This window comes from Rathayibacter sp. SD072, assembly GCF_017355185.1.
In the GTDB taxonomy this organism is placed as follows: Bacteria; Actinomycetota; Actinomycetes; order Actinomycetales; family Microbacteriaceae; genus Rathayibacter.
Genome location: NZ_JADILJ010000010.1, coordinates 53757 through 71069, shown reverse-complemented (window position 1 = coordinate 71069; position 17313 = coordinate 53757). Strand labels below are relative to the sequence as shown.

The following is a 17313-nucleotide window of genomic DNA, read 5'->3' as shown; positions in this document are numbered from 1 at the left end:
TCAGGACGCGGCCTTCTCGGCCGGTGCGTCCTCGGCCTTCGAGCGCTTCGCCGCAGGTTTCTTCGCGACGGTCTTCGTCGCGGGAGCCTTCTTCTGCGCGGCCGTCTTCTTCTTCGCGGCGGGCTTCTCCGCCTCCGGCTCGGCCTCCTCGGCGACGCTCTTCTTCGCCGATGCCTTCTTCGCGGCGGGCTTCCGCTTCGGAGCCTCGTCGTCCTTCGGCGCCGCCCCCTTCGCCCCGCGGCTGCGCTCGACGGAGCGCTTGAGCGCCTCCATCAGGTCGAGCACCTCGCCGCCGCCCTCCTCCTCGGGCTTCTCGCCGAAGGTGGCCGCCGTGTCGAGGGCGTCGCCCTGCTCGATCTTCGCGTCGATGAGGGTCCGCAGCTCCTCCTGGTACGCGTCGGTGAACTTGGACGCGTCGAAGTCCTCGGAGTAGGAGTCGACCAGGTGCGACGACATCTCGAGCTCGCGGGCGGCGATGCGGGTGGTGCCCTCGAGGGACGGGAACTCGACCTCGCGCACCTCGTCGGCCCAGAGCAGCGTCTGCAGCATCAGCAGCTTGCCGCGCACGCGCAGCGCGGCGAGCCGCGTCTTCTGGCGCAGGGCGAACTCCACGATCGCGGTGCGGTCGGTCTGCTCGAGCGTGCGGCGCAGCAGCACGTACGCCTTGGGGGAGGAGGAGTCGGGCTCGAGGATGTAGGCGCGGTCGAACATGATCGGGTCGACCTGCTCGCTCGGCACGAACTGCACCACGTCGATCTCGCGGTCGCGCTCCTCGGGCAGCGCCTTCAGCTCGTCCTTGGTGAGCACCACCGTGTGCTCGCCGTCGTCGTAGGCCTTGTCGATGTGGTCGAAGGAGACCACCTCGCCGCACACCTCGCACTTGCGCTGGTACCGGATCCGCCCGCCGTCGCGGTCGTGCACCTGGTGCAGCGCGATGTCGTGGTCCTCGGTGGCGCTGTAGATCTTCACCGGCACGTTGACGAGGCCGAAGGTGATCGCGCCTTTCCAGATCGCTCGCATGGGCACCAGTGAACACCGACGGCCGCATCGCGGGAAGCCCTTGCGGGGTCCCGGGGCCGCTCGCGCTCTCGCCGTCCTCCCGGCGGCGTGGTGTGGGATGGCCGCATGAGCGACCTGACACAGCCGGCCGACAGGCTCCGCGCGGCGCTGCACGCTTCGGACGCCTCCTCGAGGCTGCGGTCCGCGATGAGCGCGGGCACCCGCCCGGCCGACGGGTACATCCCCGTCCTGATCGAGCGCTGCCGCGTCGAACCCGACTTCGGCGTGCGCGAGATGCTCACCTGGGCGCTGATCCGCCACGACCCGTCGCGCACGGTCGATCTGCTCCTGCCCGAACTGGTGTCGGAGGTGCCGCAGGCGCGCAGCCAGGCGCTGCACACGCTCTCGAAGGTGGGCGATGCGAGGGCGTGGCCCGCCATCACTCCCGCGCTGCTGCACGACGAGCACCTCGAGGTGGCGCTGGCCGCGTGGCGGACCGCCGCCCGCCTCGCTCCCGAGCACGAGCGGCCCGCGCTCGCCCGGCAGCTCGCCGAGCACCTGGGCGACGGCGACCGGCCGGTGCAGAAGAGCCTCACCCGCGCCCTGCTGATGCTCGGCGAGTCCGCGGCCGCCCCCCTCGAGGCGGCCGCGCTGTCCGCCGAGGAGCCGCGGCGGATCCACGCCCTGGCCACCCTCCGCCTCCTCGCCGATCCGGAGGAGGACGTCGAGGAGGCGTTCGACCGCGCCCGCCGCGCCTGACGCGGCACCCCCTTCACGCGAGGGAACCCCGGTCCGTCGAGGGAGCCCGCAGCAGGGGGCTGTCTCGACGTCCCGGAGTTCCCTGGACGAGACGGTCGCGCGCTAGAGCGCGGCTCCCGTCAGCAGTCCGCGGTCGTCGAGGTACTCGCGGACCAGGCGCTCGGCGGTGGCGCGGCTGATGCCGACCTCGTCGAGGACGGCATCGAGGTACTGCTCGGCGTTGTCGCCGGTGACTCCGAGCTCAGCGGCGATCTCGCGGTACGACAGACCGGAGGTCAGCAGTCGCAGCACCTCGGCCCGCGTCGGGAGCGTGATCGGCGTCGGGGTCGGCGACGGCGGGGTCGGGTTCTTCTCCTCGTCGATCGCCGAGGTGTCCTCGGCGAAGGAGGCGGTCACGTACGCGATCGCCTTCGAGGTGATGCCGAGCGCCTCCTGGTTGATGTTCGCCAGGTCGTCGCCCTCCGAGTGGTAGTTCGGGTCGTGCGGGATGCCGACGGTGCCGCCGAAGAGCGCGGCCTCCTCCTCCGTCTTGATGTCGTCGGCGCCGGTGAAGACACCCGAGGAGGGGATGCCGACCGAGATGAAGCCGTCGTAGTCGCTGCGTCCGTCGAACGCGGTGTCGATCCACGGCTGGCCGATGGAGTCGAAGTAGTCCGTGAACGCCTTCTCCGTGGCGATGGAGCCGGCGGGTACCTCGACGGGGGCCTCGTAGGTCGACTCGTTCGCGTCGTAGACCGAGATGACGTAGTTGGGCGAGGCGACCATGTCGAAGTTCATGTAGGTCGCGATCTTGTCGGCCTCCTCCTGGGTCAGGGAGTCGACGTACTCGTAGGAGCCGACCAGGCCGACCTCCTCGGCTCCCCACCAGGCGAAGCGCACCGCGTTGGTGGTCTCGCCGGCCTCGGCGAGCTCGACGGCCGTCTCGAGGAGCGTCGCCGATCCGGAGCCGTTGTCGTTGATGCCGGGGCCCTCGGGCACGCCGTCGAGGTGCGCGCCGAGCATGACCACGTTGTCGTGGTCGCCGCCCTCGGTCTCGGTGATGATGTTGAAGGTCTCGGTGTCGGTGGTCGTCTGCTCGAGGACCAGCGTCGCCGTCGTCGGCAGCGCCGCGATGAGCGCCTGCCCCTCCTCGAGGGTGATGCCGACCGACGGGATGTAGCTGTCGTCCGGAGCGCCGAGCGTTCCGTTCAGGGCCTCACCGGGAACGTTGTTGTAGATCAGGATCGCCGAGGCGCCCGCGGCGCCGGCCGCCGCGCTCTTCTCCGAGAAGGAGCAGGTGCCGCGGCTGACGAGGGCGACCTTGCCGGTCGCGTCGAGTCCGGCCCAGGCGTCCGCCGTGCAGCCGAGCGGGTCGGCGGGCTGGATGAGCTCGCCGGTCACCCCGCCCTCGGGTGTGGAGGGCGTGAACGACATCGGGATGCCCTCGACCGCGGGGGTCGTGGTGAGCGAGAACTCGTCGATGGTCTGGGTGGTGGTCGTGAAGTCCTGGCGCTCGGTCTCGTAGCCGGCGGCCTTCAGGACCGCCTCGACGTACTGGCCGCTGAGCTCGTAGCCTTCGGTGCCGATGGCGCGGTTGCCGCCGTTCGCGTCGGCGATCGCCTGGAACGCCTCGAGGTGCTCCATGATGCCGTCGACCGTGACGGCATCGGCGAAGTCGGAGGCTTCGACGGCGCTGGCCGTCGGTGCGAATGCGAAGCCGGCGACGAGCGCGCCTGCTCCGATCATCGCGCTGGTGCCGAGGAGTGAGCGGCGGCGCCGTGCGCCTGGTGCTCCTGAGGTGCTGTTCGCCACAGGGGTGTCCCTTCGTCGATGACAGAGGCCGCCGGGAACGGCGACCGGCGCTCCCGAACTCCTGTGAACGGGCGGCGCTTCTGGCGAGGCTATTCTCAGGAGACGCGGAAGGACACCCTTCCGGGGCCGATTTCACACCGGCGAAACACGGAACGGCGGCTGTCACGGCCGCTCCTCACGGGCGCCCGCCTAGGCCGTCGCGTCGCTCTCGGCCCACTCCCGGAGCATGGCGAGCATCGCGTCCGGCCGGTCCCGGTGCGGGCTGTGGCCGGCTCCGGACACCACCGCGTAGCGCACGAGCGGGTTCGCCCGCAGCACGGCGGCGGCGTGCTCCGGCGGGAACAGCGTGAAGACCTGGGGATCGCCGGCGAGCACGAGCACCCGGGCGCCCACCCGCGGCACGTCCTCGAGCAGATCCCACGGGTCGTTCGCGTCGATCGTCGCGGCGACGGCTTGCGGATCCGCGGCGCGAGCCGCGTGCAGCTTCTCCTGCCGGTCCCGCTCCGACCAGTGCGGGGTCCCCGCGGCCAGCTCCTCGGCCGAGGTCTCCAGATCGGCCAGCTCCCCGGCGCGGATCTCGGCCCGCTGCGCGCCCTCGAGGCGCAGGACCGGATCGAGCAGTGCCAACCGCGCCGCCCAGCCTCCGTCGCGGGCGGCGGCGCGCACGGCGATCGCTCCGCCGAGCGAGTGCCCGACGACGAGGTCCCACGCGCCCGAGTCGGGGCGCAGAGCCAGTGCGTCGTCGGCGTAGTCGTCGTGACCGGATGCTCCGCCGCGCGTCCCTGCTCCGTGCCCCCGCAGATCCGGGACGGTGACGCTCCATCCCGCGCTGCCCAGCGCCTCGGCGACGCGCCACCAGGTGCCGGAGGAGCCGCCGAGGCCGTGCAGGAGGAGAGCGGTGCGCGTCGTCATGCCGCCAGGCTAGAGCGGGTCAGTCCAGGCGGGGGTCGCGACCCGTGCGCTCGCCGGTCGCGAGAGCGCGGATTCCTGCCAGATCCCCGTCGTCGAGCACGAAGCCGAAGACGTCGATGTTCTCCCGGATCCGCTCGGGGGTGACCGACTTGGGGATCACGACGACCCCGTTCTGCACGTGCCAGCGGAGGACGACCTGCGCGGCGGAGACGCCGTGCCGCGCGGCGATCCGCTCGAGCACCGGCTCCTGCAGCAGACGGCCGCGCGCGAGCGGCGACCAGGCCTCGGTGACGATGCCGTGGGCGTCGCCGAACGCGCGCAGCTCCTCCTGCGGCAGGCGCGGGTGCAGCTCGACCTGGTTCACCGCGGGCACCACTGCGGTCTCGGCCGAGAGGCGCTCGAGGTGCTCGACGGCGAAGTTCGACACGCCGATCGACCGCGCCCTGCCCTCCTGCTGCAGCCTCTCGAGGGCGCGGTAGGTCTCGACGTAGCGGTCGCGGGAGGGGATCGGCCAGTGCACGAGGTAGAGGTCGACGTAGTCGGTCCCGAGCAGGTCGAGGCTGCGGTCGAACGCCTCGAGCGTCTCGTCGAAGCCGTGGTCGTCGTTCCAGACCTTGGTGGTCACGAACACCTGCTCGCGGGGGATCCCGCTGGCGCGGATCCCCTCGCCGACGCCGCGCTCGTTGGCGTAGAGCGTGGCGGTGTCGACGTGGCGGTAGCCCGCCTCGAGAGCCGTCGCGACGGTGCGCGCGGCCTCGTCGTCGTCGACCTTGTAGACCCCGAGCCCGATCTGCGGGATCGCGCGGCCGTCGTTCAGGGGGATCAGGGGGACGCTCATGCCCTCCATGCTGGCATGCGGTCCTGGGGCACCGTACCGAGGGTCCCTGCGGAGGGTCCGCTCAGACGGTCCACTCGAGCTCGCCCTGCGGTCCGATCGCGACGGCGTCCTCGATCAGCGCGGCGAGCCCCGCGACTCCGAACAGCAGGCGCCGCTCGGCGGCCTGCTCCTCGTCGGCGTCGGGGAAGCGGCGGACGGCGAAGTAGTGGTCGTGACCCGGCTGGAGGCCCTCGACGCTCTCGGAGTCGGCGAGCGCGAGGAGGCCGCGGTGCGGGCGTCGACCGGGTCCGAGGCCGAGCCACAGCGATCCCGTCTCGAGGACGACGGCCGTGCTCGACGCGAGAGCGCCCTCGTGCATCCGCCGCGCCGTGATCTGCCAGCCGAAGCCGAGGTGGTTCAGGCGCACCGGATGCGGTCCGCGCCAGGCGTGCGACAGGTCCTCGGCCCGGTAGTACACGGGACTCGGCCGGTACGAGCCCTGCCACAGCGCCGCGGTGAGCTCCCCGCACCACTCCGGCGTCTCGGGATCCGACCAGGGGTCCGTCCGCTCGGCCCGCTCGGCGGCACGCCGGTGGGCTCGGACGAGCTCCTCGGCGTCCTCGCGCAGTCCCATGGTCGCCTCGCTCCCGGTCGGGTGCGGCCCACCCTACGGCTGCGGCGCTGGATGCCCGCTCGACGGCGGCTGGGAAGGATCAGGTGGGCAGCTGCACCGGCTCGGTGTCCGGCAGCGGGCTCGCGTCGCGGCCGCGGAGGTCGGGGTGGTAGCGGCGGCCGAGCGCGGGGACCACGAAGCCGACGAAGGAGAACACCGCGGCGACCACGACGGCGGCGGTCGGGCCGTTGCCGTCGATCTGGACGCCCGCGATCGCCGAGCCCAGCGCCGCTCCGATCAGCTGGCCGGTGCCGACCCAGCCGTAGGCCTCGGCGGTGTCCGAGAACTTGACGCTGGCGGCGGTGATCGTGAAGAGCGCCGCGAGCGCCGGAGCGATCCCCACGCCGGCCAGGAACAGTGTGATCGAGAGCCACCAGAAGTCGGTCGAGAAGGCGGCCAGCGCCATGCCGACGGTCACGATCAGCATGCGGCGGGCGGTCGCCCAGCGGCTGATCGGGATGTGCCCGAGGGTCAGACCGCCGACGAGGGAGCCGGCCGCGAAGATCGCGAGCACGACGCCCGACTCCACTCCGCCCTCGCCGAACACCGCCACGACGCCGGCCTCGAGTGCGGCGCACGCGCCCACCAGCAGGAAGCCGACCACGGTCGCCAGCAGTACCGGCGGCTTCGTCAGCACGACGCCGAGCCTGCGCCGGGAGCGCGGGATGCGGACGCGACCGACCTCGGGCGAGGCGATGAACCAGATGCCGCCGCCGATGAGGAACACCGCGGCGGTCAGGATGCCGGCCACCGTCGAGACCTGGATCGACACGAAGGTCGTGAGCACGGGTCCCAGCACCCAGATGATCTCCTGCGCGGAGGCGTCGAGCGAGAAGAGCGGGGTGAGCTGCGAGCTCGGCACCATCTTGGGGTAGATGGTGCGGACCGCCGGCTGCACCGGCGGCATGCTGAGGCCCGCGAGGAAGGCGACGGCGACGAACTGCCAGATCTCGAGGGGGAGCACCGCCATCGCGATGATCGCGACGGCGCAGACGATCAGGGTGAGTGTGAGCACCCGGCGCATGCCGAGCCGGCCCATCAGGCGGCTGGTCAGCGGCCCGGCGATCGCCTGCCCGATCGACATGGAGCCCAGCACGAGCCCTGCGGCCGCGTAGGAGTCGTGCACGTGCTCGACGTGGAGCAGGAAGGCCAGCGACAGCATCCCGAACGGGAAGCGCGCGGTGAGCTGCGCGGCGATGATGCGCCCCACCCCGGGGGTTCTGAGGAGTTCGGTGTAGCTGCCCACCGGACGACACTAGCGCCCCGCGAGGGAACCCCGGACGGTCCGGGGAACCCGCTTCCGCAGGCTCCCTCGACGGGTCGGGGTTCCCTCGGCGCAGGACGGGCGTCAGCCCGCGAGCACCTTGCGGATGCGCTGGAGGGAGACGCTCTCGGCGGTGCCGAGCGACTGCGCGAAGAAGCTCACGCGCAGCTCCTCGATCATCCAGCGTGCGCGCTGCAGGTTCTCGGGGGAGTGCGGGGGCAGCGGCAGGACGCCGCCCGCCGAGCGGTACAGCTCGAGCGCCGCCTGCACCTCGTTGAGCCAGACGCGGTCGCGCCCCACGTTCTCGGCGATCTTGCCGAAGCGCTCGGTGATCGCGGCGAGGTAGCGCGGCAGGTGCCGCAGCCACTCCAGCCCCGTCGCCGAGACGAACCCCGGATGCACGAGGGCCGAGAGCTGCTCGCGCGCGTCGGTGAGCGCCGGCAGCAGGGCCATGCTGGTCGAGTTCTTCAGCGCCTTCTCGGCGGCCCGAGCGGTCGTGAGCACCGTGGTCACGGTCTTGACCGTCTCGAACATCGAGTCCATGACGCTCGCCGACACCCGGTCGCGCACGGCGTCGAACTCGGCGCGGAGGAACAGCATGCCGTCGGGCTTCATCCGCCAGAGCACCGCGTCGACGCACGCCAGCAGGCAGTCGCTGAAGAGCGCCGTCGTGTTCTGGTACGGGCTCTGCGCGAGCACGAGCTTCTCGTTCGAGCTGAGGTGCTGCTGCACGTACGCGACCGGGCTGGGCGTCGCGAGCAGGAGGAGCCGCCGGACGCCGCGGGGGTGCTCGCGGGCCTGGTCCTCGGGCGTCGCCATCAGGCGGATCGAGACGGAGTCGCCGTCGTCGATCAACGCCGGGTACGCGCGGATCGTGTTGCCGCCCTGGCGGGTGTCGGTGGTGCGCGGCAGCTCGGGCATGTCCCAGGTCTTCAGGCCCCGGCGCTCCAGCGCGTCCGGCACGCGGGCCTCGACCACACGGGCGACCTCGTCGCGCACCCGTCCGCGCAGGCGCTCGGCCAGCGGGGCCAGCTCCTTGCCGGCGGCGATCGTGCGGCCGCGCTCGTCGGCGATGGCGAAGGTGACCCGCAGGTGCGCCGGGATCCGCTCGAGGTCGAAGTCGGAGGCGTCGATCACCACGCCCGCCTCGCGGCGGATCGCACCGGCGAGCGTCGCGGCGAACGACTCCGTCGGCGGGTTCGGGACGTCCTGGGGCAGCGAGGCGGTGAGCCGCTTCGCCCAGTCGTTCGCGGGGACGACGTTCCGGCGCAGGTGCTTGGGCAGCGCCTTGATCATCGCGGTCACGAGCTCGGCGCGCAGGCCGGGCACCAGCCAGTCGAAGCCCAGCGGAGTGACGCGCGGCAGGAGCGCGAGCGGCACGTGCACGGTCACGCCGTCCTCCTCCGTGCCCGGCTCGAACCGGTAGGAGAGGCGGAAGCGCTGGTCGCCCTGGCGCCACTGGGTGGGGAAGGCGGTCTCGTCGATCTCCTCCGCGTCCTCGGGCAGCAGGGTCTGCTGCGTCATGGTCAGCAGGTCGGGCTCGTCGTGCTGCTTCGTCTTCCACCAGGAGTCGAAGGAGCGGACCGAGGTGACGTCGCGCGGGATGCGCCGGTCGTAGAAGTCGAACACGGCCTCGTCGTCGACGAGGAGGTCGCGGCGGCGGGTGCGCTCCTCGAGGCGCTCGAGCTCGGCGCGCAGGGCCCGGTTCTTGCGGTCGAACGCGTGCCGCGATTCCCAGTCGCCCTCGACGAGCGCGTGGCGGAGGAAGAGCTCGCGGGCGTAGGACGGGTCGATCCGCGAGAACTGGACGCGGCGTCGGGCGACGAGCGGGACCCCGTAGAGGGTGACGCGCTCGTAGGCGACGGCGGCGCCCTGGGCCTTCTCCCAGTGCGGCTCGCTGAACTGCCGCTTCACGAGGTCGCCGGCGATCGCCTCGGCCCACGCCGGGTCGATGGCGGCGTTCGAGCGCGCGAACAGGCGGCTCGTCTCGACGAGCTCGGCGCTCATCACCGCATCCGGCAGCTTCTTCGCGAGCGCGCTGCCGGGGAAGATCGAGAACTTGGCGTTGCGGGCCCCGACGTACTGCACGTTCTGGCGCTCGCGGCTCTTGGCGGCCCGTTGCGCCTGCTGCGAGGTCGTGTCCTTGACGCCGATGTGCGAGAGCAGGCCGGCAAGGATCGAGCGGTGAATGCCGTCCGGGTCCACGCGCGGCTCGCCGAGCTCGAGGCGCAGCGGCTTCGCGAGCTGGCGGAGCTGGCGGAACACGTCCTGCCACTCCCGCACCCGCAGGTAGTTGAGGTACTCGGCCTTGCACAGCCGGCGGAAGGCGCTGGAGGAGAGCTCCTGCTGCTTCTCCTCCACGTAGTTCCAGAGGTTGAGCAGCGTGAGGAAGTCGCTGGTCGGGTCGACGAAGCGCGCGTGCTGCTGGTCGGCCTGCGCGCGGCGCTCGAGCGGGCGCTCGCGGACGTCCTGGATCGTGAGGCCGGCGACGATCGCCATGACCTCGCGGCTCGTGTGGTGCGTCCGCGACTCGATCACCATGCGGGCGAACCGCGGATCGATGGGCAGGCGCGCGAGGTCGCGGCCGATGCGGGTGAGCTGCGGGCCCTGCTCCTTCCGCGGGATGCCACCTCTGCCCGCTTTCTGCCGAGTGTCGCGGACCGGAGTGGCATCTCGCGAGGGGGCGCCCGAGGAGGCGGCATCGGAGGAGGCGGCGCCGGGCGTGCGGATCGCGCCGAGCTCGGTGAGCAGGTCGAGGCCGTCCTTGATCCCGCGCGAGTCGGGCGGAGTGAGGAAGGGGAACTCGGCGATGTCGCCGAGGCCCAGCGAGATCATCTGCAGGATGACCGCCGCGAGACCCGTGCGCAGGATCTCGGGGTCGGTGAACTCCGGTCGGCGGAGGTAGTCCTCCTCCGAGTAGAGGCGGATCGCGATGCCGTCGCTGGTGCGGCCCGAGCGGCCGGAGCGCTGGTTCGCCGACGCCTGCGACACCGCCTCGATCGGCAGCCGCTGCACCTTCGACCGCGCGCTGTAGCGCGAGATGCGGGCCGTTCCTCCGTCGATCACGTAGCGGATGCCCGGCACGGTCAGGCTCGTCTCGGCGACGTTGGTCGCGAGCACGACGCGGCGGCGGACGCCCGGGGTGCGCGAGCGCTCGAAGACGCGGTGCTGATCGGCGGCCGACAGCCGCCCGTAGAGCGGCAGCACCTCGGTGCCCGGCAGGGCGAGCCCGCGGATCGCGTCCTCGGCGTCGCGGATCTCGTTCTCGCCCGAGAGGAACACCAGCACGTCGCCCGGATCCTCGCGGGCGAGCTCGGCGAGCGCGTCGGCGATGCCGGTCATCAGGTCGCGGCTGCCCGCGGTGGCGTCCGGGGTGTCGGTGTCGTCGTCCTCCTCCGGCTCCTCGGCCACGAGGGGGCGGTAGCGGACCTCGACCGGGAAGGTGCGCCCCGAGACCTCGATGATCGGCGCGGGCTTCCCCTCGGCGTCGGCGAAGTGAGCGGCGAAGCTGAGCGGGTCGATGGTCGCGGAGGTGATGATCACCTTGAGGTCCGGCCGCTGCGGCAGCAGACGGTGCAGGTAGCCGAGCAGGAAGTCGATGTTGAGGCTGCGCTCGTGCGCCTCGTCGATGATGATCGTGTCGTACCGGCCGAGCAGCCGGTCGTGGTTCATCTCGTTGAGCAGGATGCCGTCGGTCATCAGCTTGATCCGCGTCGACGCGCTCGCCTTGTCGGTGAAGCGGACCTGGTAGCCGACGAGGCCGCCGACCTCGTCGTCGAGCTCCTCCGCGATGCGCTCGGCGATCGTGCGCGCGGCGATCCGCCGCGGCTGCGTGTGCGCGATGCTCTCGCGTCCGAGCTCCAGGCAGATCTTGGGGAGCTGGGTGGTCTTGCCCGACCCGGTCGCTCCGGCGACGATGACGACCTGGTGATCGCGGATCGCGGCGGCGATGTCGTCGCGCCGCGCCGAGACGGGGAGTTCGGGCGGGTAGCGGATGCTGAGGACGTCTGACATGAGCCCTCCATCCTACGGCGCCGTGGCACAATGCCCAGGTCCCCCCGCGAGATCCGCCGGAGGGTGCAGACCCCGAGCGGAGAGCACGGCCGTGAATCCGCAGTCCCTGCTCGTGGTCGTGAACATCGTGCTGCTGCTGTTCGCGATCCAGGGCGTGCTGGCGAACCCGCGCCTCGGCCGGGTCGGCAAAGTGGGCTGGGTCGCCTTCATCGTGATCGCGCCGTTCGTCGGGAGCATCGCGTACCTGGTCCTCGGCCGCCGGGGCGGGCGGACCGGAGGCGGTGCCTCGCCGAGCGGGCCGCAGCGACCGAGCGGCTGGTTCTTCGAGCGCTGACGCGGAGCGACTCCCGCCTCGCCGCACCTGGTCGCACCGGTAGCCTCCTGGGCACCGTCCCGCCCGTGATCCCTGGAGCACCGTGCCCCGCACTCCCCGCCCCTGGCTGATGCTCGCGATCGGAGTGGCCGCGCAGGCCGCGACGACCGTGTTCGTGTCCGTGCCGCCGTTCCTGATCCCCCTCCTGCACACGCAGTACGGCTACTCGCTCGCCGAGGCGGGACTGCTCGCCGCGGCGCCGAACGTGGGGCTCGTGCTCACCCTCGTCGCGTGGGGCGCTCTCGCCGATCGGTACGGCGAGCGGATCGTCCTCGCCACCGGTGTCGCCGCGACGGCGCTCGCGGGCGTCGGGGCGATGCTCACGGGCGATCTCGTGCTCCTCGGGGTCTTCCTGCTCCTCGGAGGCATGGCGTCCGGCAGCGTCAACGCGGCGAGCGGCCGCGTCGTGATCGGCTGGTTCCCCCGGAATCGCCGTGGGCTCGCCATGGGCATCCGGCAGATGAGCCAGCCGCTCGGAGTCGCGGTCGCCTCGCTCACGGTGCCGCCGCTCGCGAGTGCCGCGGGGGTGCCCGCCGCCCTGGCCCTGCCCGTCGTCCTGCTCGCCGTGCTCGCCGTCGCCTGCGCGATCGGCATCGTCGATCCGCCCCGTCCGCCCCGGACCGGGGCCTCGGCTCCGGTGCAGAACCCCTACCGCTCGGGTGCCGCGCTCTGGCGGATCCACGGCGTCTCAGCCCTGCTGGTCGTGCCGCAGTTCACCCTCTCGACCTTCGGCCTGGTCTGGCTGATCGCCGACCAGGGCTGGGAACCGTGGGCGGCCGGCGTCCTGGTGGCCGTCGCGCAGTTCGCCGGCGCGTTCGGCCGCATCGGAGTCGGGGTGCTGAGCGACCGCGTCGGGTCGCGGCTGCGTCCACTGCGCTGGGTCGCGGTGGCCGGAGTCGCGGCGCTGCTCCTCCTGGCCGCCACGAGCGCGGTCGACGGGGCGGTGGCCGTCGCCGCGGTCCTGTTCGTCGCGGCGACGACGATCTCGGTCGCCGACAACGGGCTCGCCTTCACCTCCGTCGCCGAGATCGCCGGGCCGTTCTGGTCGGGCCGGGCGCTCGGGGCGCAGAACACCGGGCAGTTCGCGGCGGCGGCGATCGCGGCGCCCGCCGTGGGAGCGCTGATCGGCCTGGTCGGATATCCCCTCGCCTTCGCGATCGTGGCGCTGACACCGGCCCTGGCGCTGCCGCTCGTGCCGCCGCTCGAGGTCGAGGAGCAGAACCGCAGCTGAGAGGACCCGTCGGCCGTGATCGCGGCTGAGCACGGCTCCCGGCGGAGGTTCTGCAACCCCGTGACCGTGCGCGGGCTCGCGTCTACCGTGGAGGGATGGCCGAACGACTGCGCTCGAGTGTCAGCCCCTACCTCCGCTCCCACGCGGACAACCCCGTCGACTGGTTCCCCTGGGGCGAGGAGGCGTTCGCCGAGGCCGAGCGGCGGGACGTGCCGGTGCTCGTGTCGATCGGCTACGCGACCTGCCACTGGTGCCACGTCATGGCCCGCGAGTCGTTCTCGGACCCCGTGCTCGCCGAGCGCCTGAACGGCGGATTCGTCGCCGTGAAGGTCGACCGCGAGGAGCACCCCGACGTCGACACGGCCTACCTCACCGCGGCGAGTGCGTTCACGCGGAACCTCGGCTGGCCGCTCACGGTCTTCACGACTCCGGCCGGCGAGCCGTTCTACGCCGGTACTTACTTCCCGCCCCGTGCGGTCGGCGGGGTCCCCGCGTTCTCGGACGTCCTCGACGCGGTCGGCGAGGCCTGGCGGCTGCGGCGCGACGAGGTGCACGCCACGGCGGGCTCGCTGGCGAACGCGCTGCGCGAGGCGACCGCCGCGCTGCCCACCGCGAGCGCGCTGCCGGACGACGGCGCGCTCGATGCCGCCGTCGCACGCCTCGCCGCCGAGGAGGACCGCGAGCACGGCGGCTTCGGCGGGGCGCCGAAGTTCCCGGTGGCCCCCGTCCTCGGCTTCCTCGCCTCGCGGGCGAGCGGTGCGGAGCTCGCCGAGCGCACCCTCCTGGCCCTCGCCGCCTCGCCGCTGCGCGATCGTGACGGCGGCTTCTTCCGCTACGCCACCCGCCCCGACTGGAGCGAGCCGCACTACGAGCGGATGCTCTACGACAACGCGCAGCTGCTCGACGTCGCCGCACTCCTGCTCGGCCGCTCCGACGTCCGGGACCGAGACGCCCTGGCGGGCGTCGCGGACGGCATCGCCTCCTTCCTGATCACCACCCTGCAGCGCCCCGGCGGCGGCTTCGCGAGCGCGCAGGACTCCGAGAGCATCGTCGACGGCCGGCGCTCCGAGGGCGGCTACTACCTCGCCGAGGACCGCTCGGGCCTCGAGCCGCCCGCGCTCGACGAGAAGGTCGTCACCGGATGGAACGGCCTCGCGATCCAGGCGCTCGCGCGCGCCGGTCGACTCCTCGGACGGCCTGAGTGGCTCGACGCCGCCCGCCGCGCCGCGGACTTCCTGCTCTCCCGCCATGTCGTCGACGGGGTCCTCGTCGTCCGCGCCTCGCTCGACGAGCGCGTGTCGACCGCCCGCCCCGCCCTCGAGGACCTCGGGATGCTCGCCGGCGGGCTCCTGCAGCTGGCGCTCGCCGAGGGCACGCCCCGCTACGCGCAGGCCGCCCGGTCGCTCCTCGACGGCGCGCTCGACGCCGCCTCGGGATGGCCGCCCTTCGCGCTCCCCGGCGGCGGCGACCCGGCGCTCGCCGCGCGCGGACTGCTGCTCGCGGCGGATCCGTCCGAGGGCGCGTACCCCTCCGGGCTCTCGGCGACGGCGCGCGCCGCGCACGAGCTCTTCCTGCTGACGGGGGAGCGGCGCTACCGCGACGCGGCCGAGGCGGTGGTCGCCGCGGTGGCTCCGGGCGCCCTCGGGCAGCCGATGGGCTTCGGAGCGGTGCTCGCGCTGGCCTCGGCGCTCGCCGCGCCCGTTCTGCAGCTCGTCGTGGTCGCCCCGGACGACGCCTCGCTCGACGGCCTCGCGACGGGTGCCCGCGCGACCGACGTGGGGGTGCTGGCGCTGGTCACCGATCGGGAGGCGGCCGCCTGGGCGGGCGCCGGCTTCGAGCTCTTCGAGGGCAGGACGTCGCGCGACGGACTGCCGACCGCCTACGCCTGCGAGGCGTTCGTCTGCGCGCTGCCGACGACGCGCCTCCCGGAGCAGCTCGTCAGGCGGCCGTGACCACCAGGGGCGCGTCCGGATCGGTGGCCCACTCGTTCAGAGAGCCGTCGTAGATCGCGACGTCGCGCACGTCGAGGAGCGTGAGCGCGAGCGCGTCGGCCGCGGCGGCGACGCCTCCTCCGCAGTACAGGACGACGCGCTCGGAGTCGACCGCGTCGCCGAAGAGGGTGCGGAGCCGGTCGAGGGGCAGCAGCGTGTTGGTCTCGCGGTCGACCAGTCGCGCCGCCGGCACGCTGCGGGAGCCCGGGATGTGGCCGCGGCGCGGACGCTGGCCGGCCTCGCCGGTGAACTCCTTCGGCGGCACGGCGCAGACGAGTGCACCGGGAGCCTCGCCGCGGACGATCCGCTCGACCTCGGCCTTGTCGACCCAGAGCGGCCGCTCCTCGCGGACCGTGAGACCGTCGCGCGGCACGGGCGCGACGTGCCCCGTCTCGAGCGGGCGCGCCTCCTGACGCCACGCGGTGAGACCACCGTCGAGGACGGCGACCGAGTCGAGCCCCGCGGTGCGCAGCAGCCACCACAGCCTCGACGCCCACTGGCCGACGGCGGAGTCGTAGACGACGACCACGGAGTCGTCGTCGATGCCGAGTGCCCCGACCGCGGCGGCGAACCGCTCGGCGTCGAGCCTCGTGAACGGATGCGGCGCCTCGGAGTCGGAGAGGTGCTCGAGCAGGTCGGCGAAGACCGCTCCCGGCACGTGCCCCTCGACGAGGTACTGGTCCTCGCCCGTGAGGTAGCGGTAGCGCCCGTCGAAGGCGGGCACGAAGAGCACGCTGGCGTCGATGACGACGAGTCCGTCGCGGCCGAGCTGATCGGCGAGCCACTGCGTCGAGACGATCGGCCGGGCCAGGTAGGGGGAGCTGCTCACCCGTCCCACGCTAGGCCGGGGCCGTCACCGCCGCACCCCGGCGCGTAACCCGGCTTCACCTGGGCCTGCGGAACACGGGTCGCCGTCGCGGCACCCGGGATCGTGCTCGACAGGCCCTGGCCTCAGCACTCGATGACGTTGACCGCGAGACCGCCCTCGCTGGTCTCCTTGTACTTCGAGGACATGTCGATGCCGGTCTGCCGCATCGTCTCGATCACCGTGTCGAGCGAGACGCGGTGGGTGCCGTCGCCGTGCAGCGCCAGCCGCGCCGCGCTGACGGCCGTCGAGGCGGCGATCGCGTTGCGCTCGATGCACGGGATCTGCACGAGCCCGCCGACCGGGTCGCAGGTCAGCCCGAGGTGGTGCTCCATCGCGATCTCGGCGGCGTTCTCGACCTGGCGGGGCGTCCCGCCGAGCACGGCGCAGAGCGCTCCGGCGGCCATGGCGCACGCCGAGCCCACCTCGCCCTGACAGCCCGCCTCCGCCCCCGAGATCGAGGCGTTCGTCTTGCAGAGCGAGCCGATGGCCGTGGCCGTCAGCAGGAAGTCCCGCAGGCCGGCCCGGTCCGCCCCCGGCACGAAGCGGAGGTAGTAGTGGCCGACCGCGGGGAGGATGCCCGCCGCTCCGTTCGTCGGCGCGGTGACCACGCGCCCGCCGGCGGCGTTCTCCTCGTTCACGGCCAGCGCGAAGGCGTGCAGCCACTCGACCGCCGTCACCCGGGCGGCATCGAGCGGATCGTGCTCGAGCGCCTCGAGCCGCTCCCGCATCAGCGAGGCCCGGCGGCGCACGGCGAGCCCGCCCGGCAGGACGCCGTCGGTCGTGAGTCCGCGGTCGACGCACGCCGCCATGGCGTCCCAGATCGCGTCGAGCCGGGCGTCGACGTCGACGCCGGGATGCAGCGCCTCCTCGTTCGCCGCCGCGATGCCGGCGATGCTCGCGCCGGTGCGGTCGCAGGTGGCCAGCAGGTCGGCGCCCGACACGAAGGGGTGCGGATGCTCCGCCAGCGCCGCGAGGGGCGCCCGCTCCCCTGCGCGCCGGATGAATCCCCCGCCGATCGAGTAGTAGGTCTCCTCCCACGCGGGCAGGGCGTCCTCGCCCAGCCAGACGCTGAAGGTGAGCGCGTTGGGGTGCTCGGGCAGGCGGGTGCGCGGCTCGAAGCCGACGTCGTCCGGCGTCATCGGCACGGGCTGCTCGCCCGCCAGGGGGATCGACCCCTCGTCGTCGAGCCGCCGCCACGCCCCGCGCACCTGCTCGGGGTCGCACGTCTCGGGAGCCAGCCCCGACAGGCCGGCGACGACCGCGTCAGGGGTGCCGTGGCCGATCCCGGTGGAGCCGAGGGACCCGTAGAGGGTGCAGCCGACGCGGCTCACCCGCGGCAGGAGTCCGGCCGCGCGCAGGCGCCCGGCGAGGTCGAGAGCGGCGCGCATCGGGCCCACCGTGTGGGAGCTGGACGGGCCGATCCCCACGCTGAACAGGTCGAGGACGGAGACGTAGGCGCTCATGACGCGAGACTACGCCCGGCGCGCTCGGAAGGGGCGGGCGCTCGAATACGTCCGGCCTGGCGAGCTCCGCGCAACCCTCCCGCGCGGCGTTCCGGTGCTCTCCTAGGCTCGCGCCGAACAGATCTCCACCCCGGCGCGGCCGGGCCTCTCGGGAGGAA

13 protein-coding genes are annotated in these 17313 nt (G+C 73.0%); 4 read left to right on the top strand and 9 right to left on the bottom strand.

Annotation, left to right across the window (positions count from 1 at the left end; translation table 11 throughout):
* Positions 1–1020 (bottom strand): Ku protein, encoded by a 1020-nt coding sequence (locus tag IOC53_RS06235; RefSeq protein ID WP_207403492.1) that lies wholly within the window; start codon positions 1018–1020, stop codon positions 1–3.
* A gap of 105 nt (positions 1021–1125) precedes the next feature.
* On the opposite strand from IOC53_RS06235, the gene IOC53_RS06230 reads away from it, so the two are divergent.
* Positions 1126–1758, top strand: a complete 633-nt coding sequence (locus IOC53_RS06230) for a HEAT repeat domain-containing protein (RefSeq protein ID WP_207403491.1) — start codon at positions 1126–1128, stop codon at positions 1756–1758.
* A gap of 102 nt (positions 1759–1860) precedes the next feature.
* On the opposite strand, the gene IOC53_RS06225 is transcribed toward IOC53_RS06230, so the two are convergent.
* From IOC53_RS06225 to hrpA, 6 genes are all read right to left on the bottom strand, one after another.
* A complete protein-coding gene (locus IOC53_RS06225) occupies positions 1861–3549 on the bottom strand; it encodes a M28 family peptidase (RefSeq protein WP_307786086.1) in 1689 nt (562 codons plus the stop codon).
* A 189-nt stretch (positions 3550–3738) separates the two neighbouring features.
* A complete protein-coding gene (locus IOC53_RS06220; protein ID WP_207403490.1) occupies positions 3739–4461 on the bottom strand; it encodes an alpha/beta fold hydrolase in 723 nt (240 codons plus the stop codon).
* 19 nt (positions 4462–4480) lie between these two features.
* Positions 4481–5299: an aldo/keto reductase gene (locus IOC53_RS06215; RefSeq protein WP_207403489.1), complete on the bottom strand. Its 819-nt coding sequence runs from the start codon at positions 5297–5299 to the stop codon at positions 4481–4483.
* Positions 5300–5360: 61 nt separating this feature from the next.
* Positions 5361–5912, bottom strand: a complete 552-nt coding sequence (locus IOC53_RS06210) for a hypothetical protein (RefSeq protein WP_207403488.1) — start codon at positions 5910–5912, stop codon at positions 5361–5363.
* Positions 5913–5991: 79 nt separating this feature from the next.
* Complete coding sequence (locus IOC53_RS06205) at positions 5992–7197, bottom strand: MFS transporter (protein ID WP_207403487.1); 1206 nt, start codon at positions 7195–7197, stop codon at positions 5992–5994.
* Between the two features lie 102 nt (positions 7198–7299).
* Entirely contained in the window at positions 7300–11229 is a 3930-nt protein-coding gene (gene hrpA / locus IOC53_RS06200) for an ATP-dependent RNA helicase HrpA (RefSeq protein WP_207403486.1), read from the bottom strand.
* Between the two features lie 91 nt (positions 11230–11320).
* Between hrpA and IOC53_RS06195 the strand changes: the two genes are divergently transcribed.
* The 3 genes from IOC53_RS06195 (at position 11321) to IOC53_RS06185 (ending at position 14785) form a co-directional block, all read left to right on the top strand.
* Positions 11321–11563, top strand: coding sequence for a PLDc N-terminal domain-containing protein (locus IOC53_RS06195; protein ID WP_207403485.1), 243 nt, complete (start codon positions 11321–11323; stop codon positions 11561–11563).
* Between the two features lie 109 nt (positions 11564–11672).
* The gene (locus tag IOC53_RS06190) at positions 11673–12833 is read left to right on the top strand and encodes an MFS transporter (RefSeq protein ID WP_207403526.1); all 1161 of its coding nucleotides are present in this window, start codon (positions 11673–11675) and stop codon (positions 12831–12833) included.
* 95 nt (positions 12834–12928) lie between these two features.
* The gene (locus IOC53_RS06185) at positions 12929–14785 is read left to right on the top strand and encodes a thioredoxin domain-containing protein (RefSeq protein WP_207403484.1); all 1857 of its coding nucleotides are present in this window, start codon (positions 12929–12931) and stop codon (positions 14783–14785) included.
* On the opposite strand, the gene IOC53_RS06180 is transcribed toward IOC53_RS06185, so the two are convergent.
* The gene (locus tag IOC53_RS06180) at positions 14772–15653 is read right to left on the bottom strand and encodes a rhodanese-like domain-containing protein (protein WP_207403483.1); all 882 of its coding nucleotides are present in this window, start codon (positions 15651–15653) and stop codon (positions 14772–14774) included. The two genes, IOC53_RS06185 and IOC53_RS06180, sit on opposite strands and share 14 nt — an antisense overlap.
* A 122-nt stretch (positions 15654–15775) precedes the next feature.
* The gene (locus IOC53_RS06175; RefSeq protein ID WP_207403482.1) at positions 15776–17155 is read right to left on the bottom strand and encodes an L-serine ammonia-lyase; all 1380 of its coding nucleotides are present in this window, start codon (positions 17153–17155) and stop codon (positions 15776–15778) included.
* Between the last annotated feature and the right edge of the window lie 158 nt (positions 17156–17313).

What these genes read in the sequence shown, in the direction of transcription:
- IOC53_RS06230 (WP_207403491.1), top strand. Translation starts at nt 1,126, where the DNA reads ATGAGCGACCTGACACAGCCGGCCGACAGGCTCCGCGCGGCGCTGCAC.
- IOC53_RS06215 (WP_207403489.1), bottom strand. Translation starts at nt 5,299, where the DNA reads ATGAGCGTCCCCCTGATCCCCCTGAACGACGGCCGCGCGATCCCGCAG.
- IOC53_RS06190 (WP_207403526.1), top strand. Translation starts at nt 11,673, where the DNA reads ATGCTCGCGATCGGAGTGGCCGCGCAGGCCGCGACGACCGTGTTCGTG.
- IOC53_RS06220 (WP_207403490.1), bottom strand. Translation starts at nt 4,461, where the DNA reads ATGACGACGCGCACCGCTCTCCTCCTGCACGGCCTCGGCGGCTCCTCC.
- IOC53_RS06175 (WP_207403482.1), bottom strand. Translation starts at nt 17,155, where the DNA reads ATGAGCGCCTACGTCTCCGTCCTCGACCTGTTCAGCGTGGGGATCGGC.
- hrpA (WP_207403486.1), bottom strand. Translation starts at nt 11,229, where the DNA reads ATGTCAGACGTCCTCAGCATCCGCTACCCGCCCGAACTCCCCGTCTCG.
- IOC53_RS06185 (WP_207403484.1), top strand. Translation starts at nt 12,929, where the DNA reads ATGGCCGAACGACTGCGCTCGAGTGTCAGCCCCTACCTCCGCTCCCAC.
- IOC53_RS06210 (WP_207403488.1), bottom strand. Translation starts at nt 5,912, where the DNA reads ATGGGACTGCGCGAGGACGCCGAGGAGCTCGTCCGAGCCCACCGGCGT.
- IOC53_RS06235 (WP_207403492.1), bottom strand. Translation starts at nt 1,020, where the DNA reads ATGCGAGCGATCTGGAAAGGCGCGATCACCTTCGGCCTCGTCAACGTG.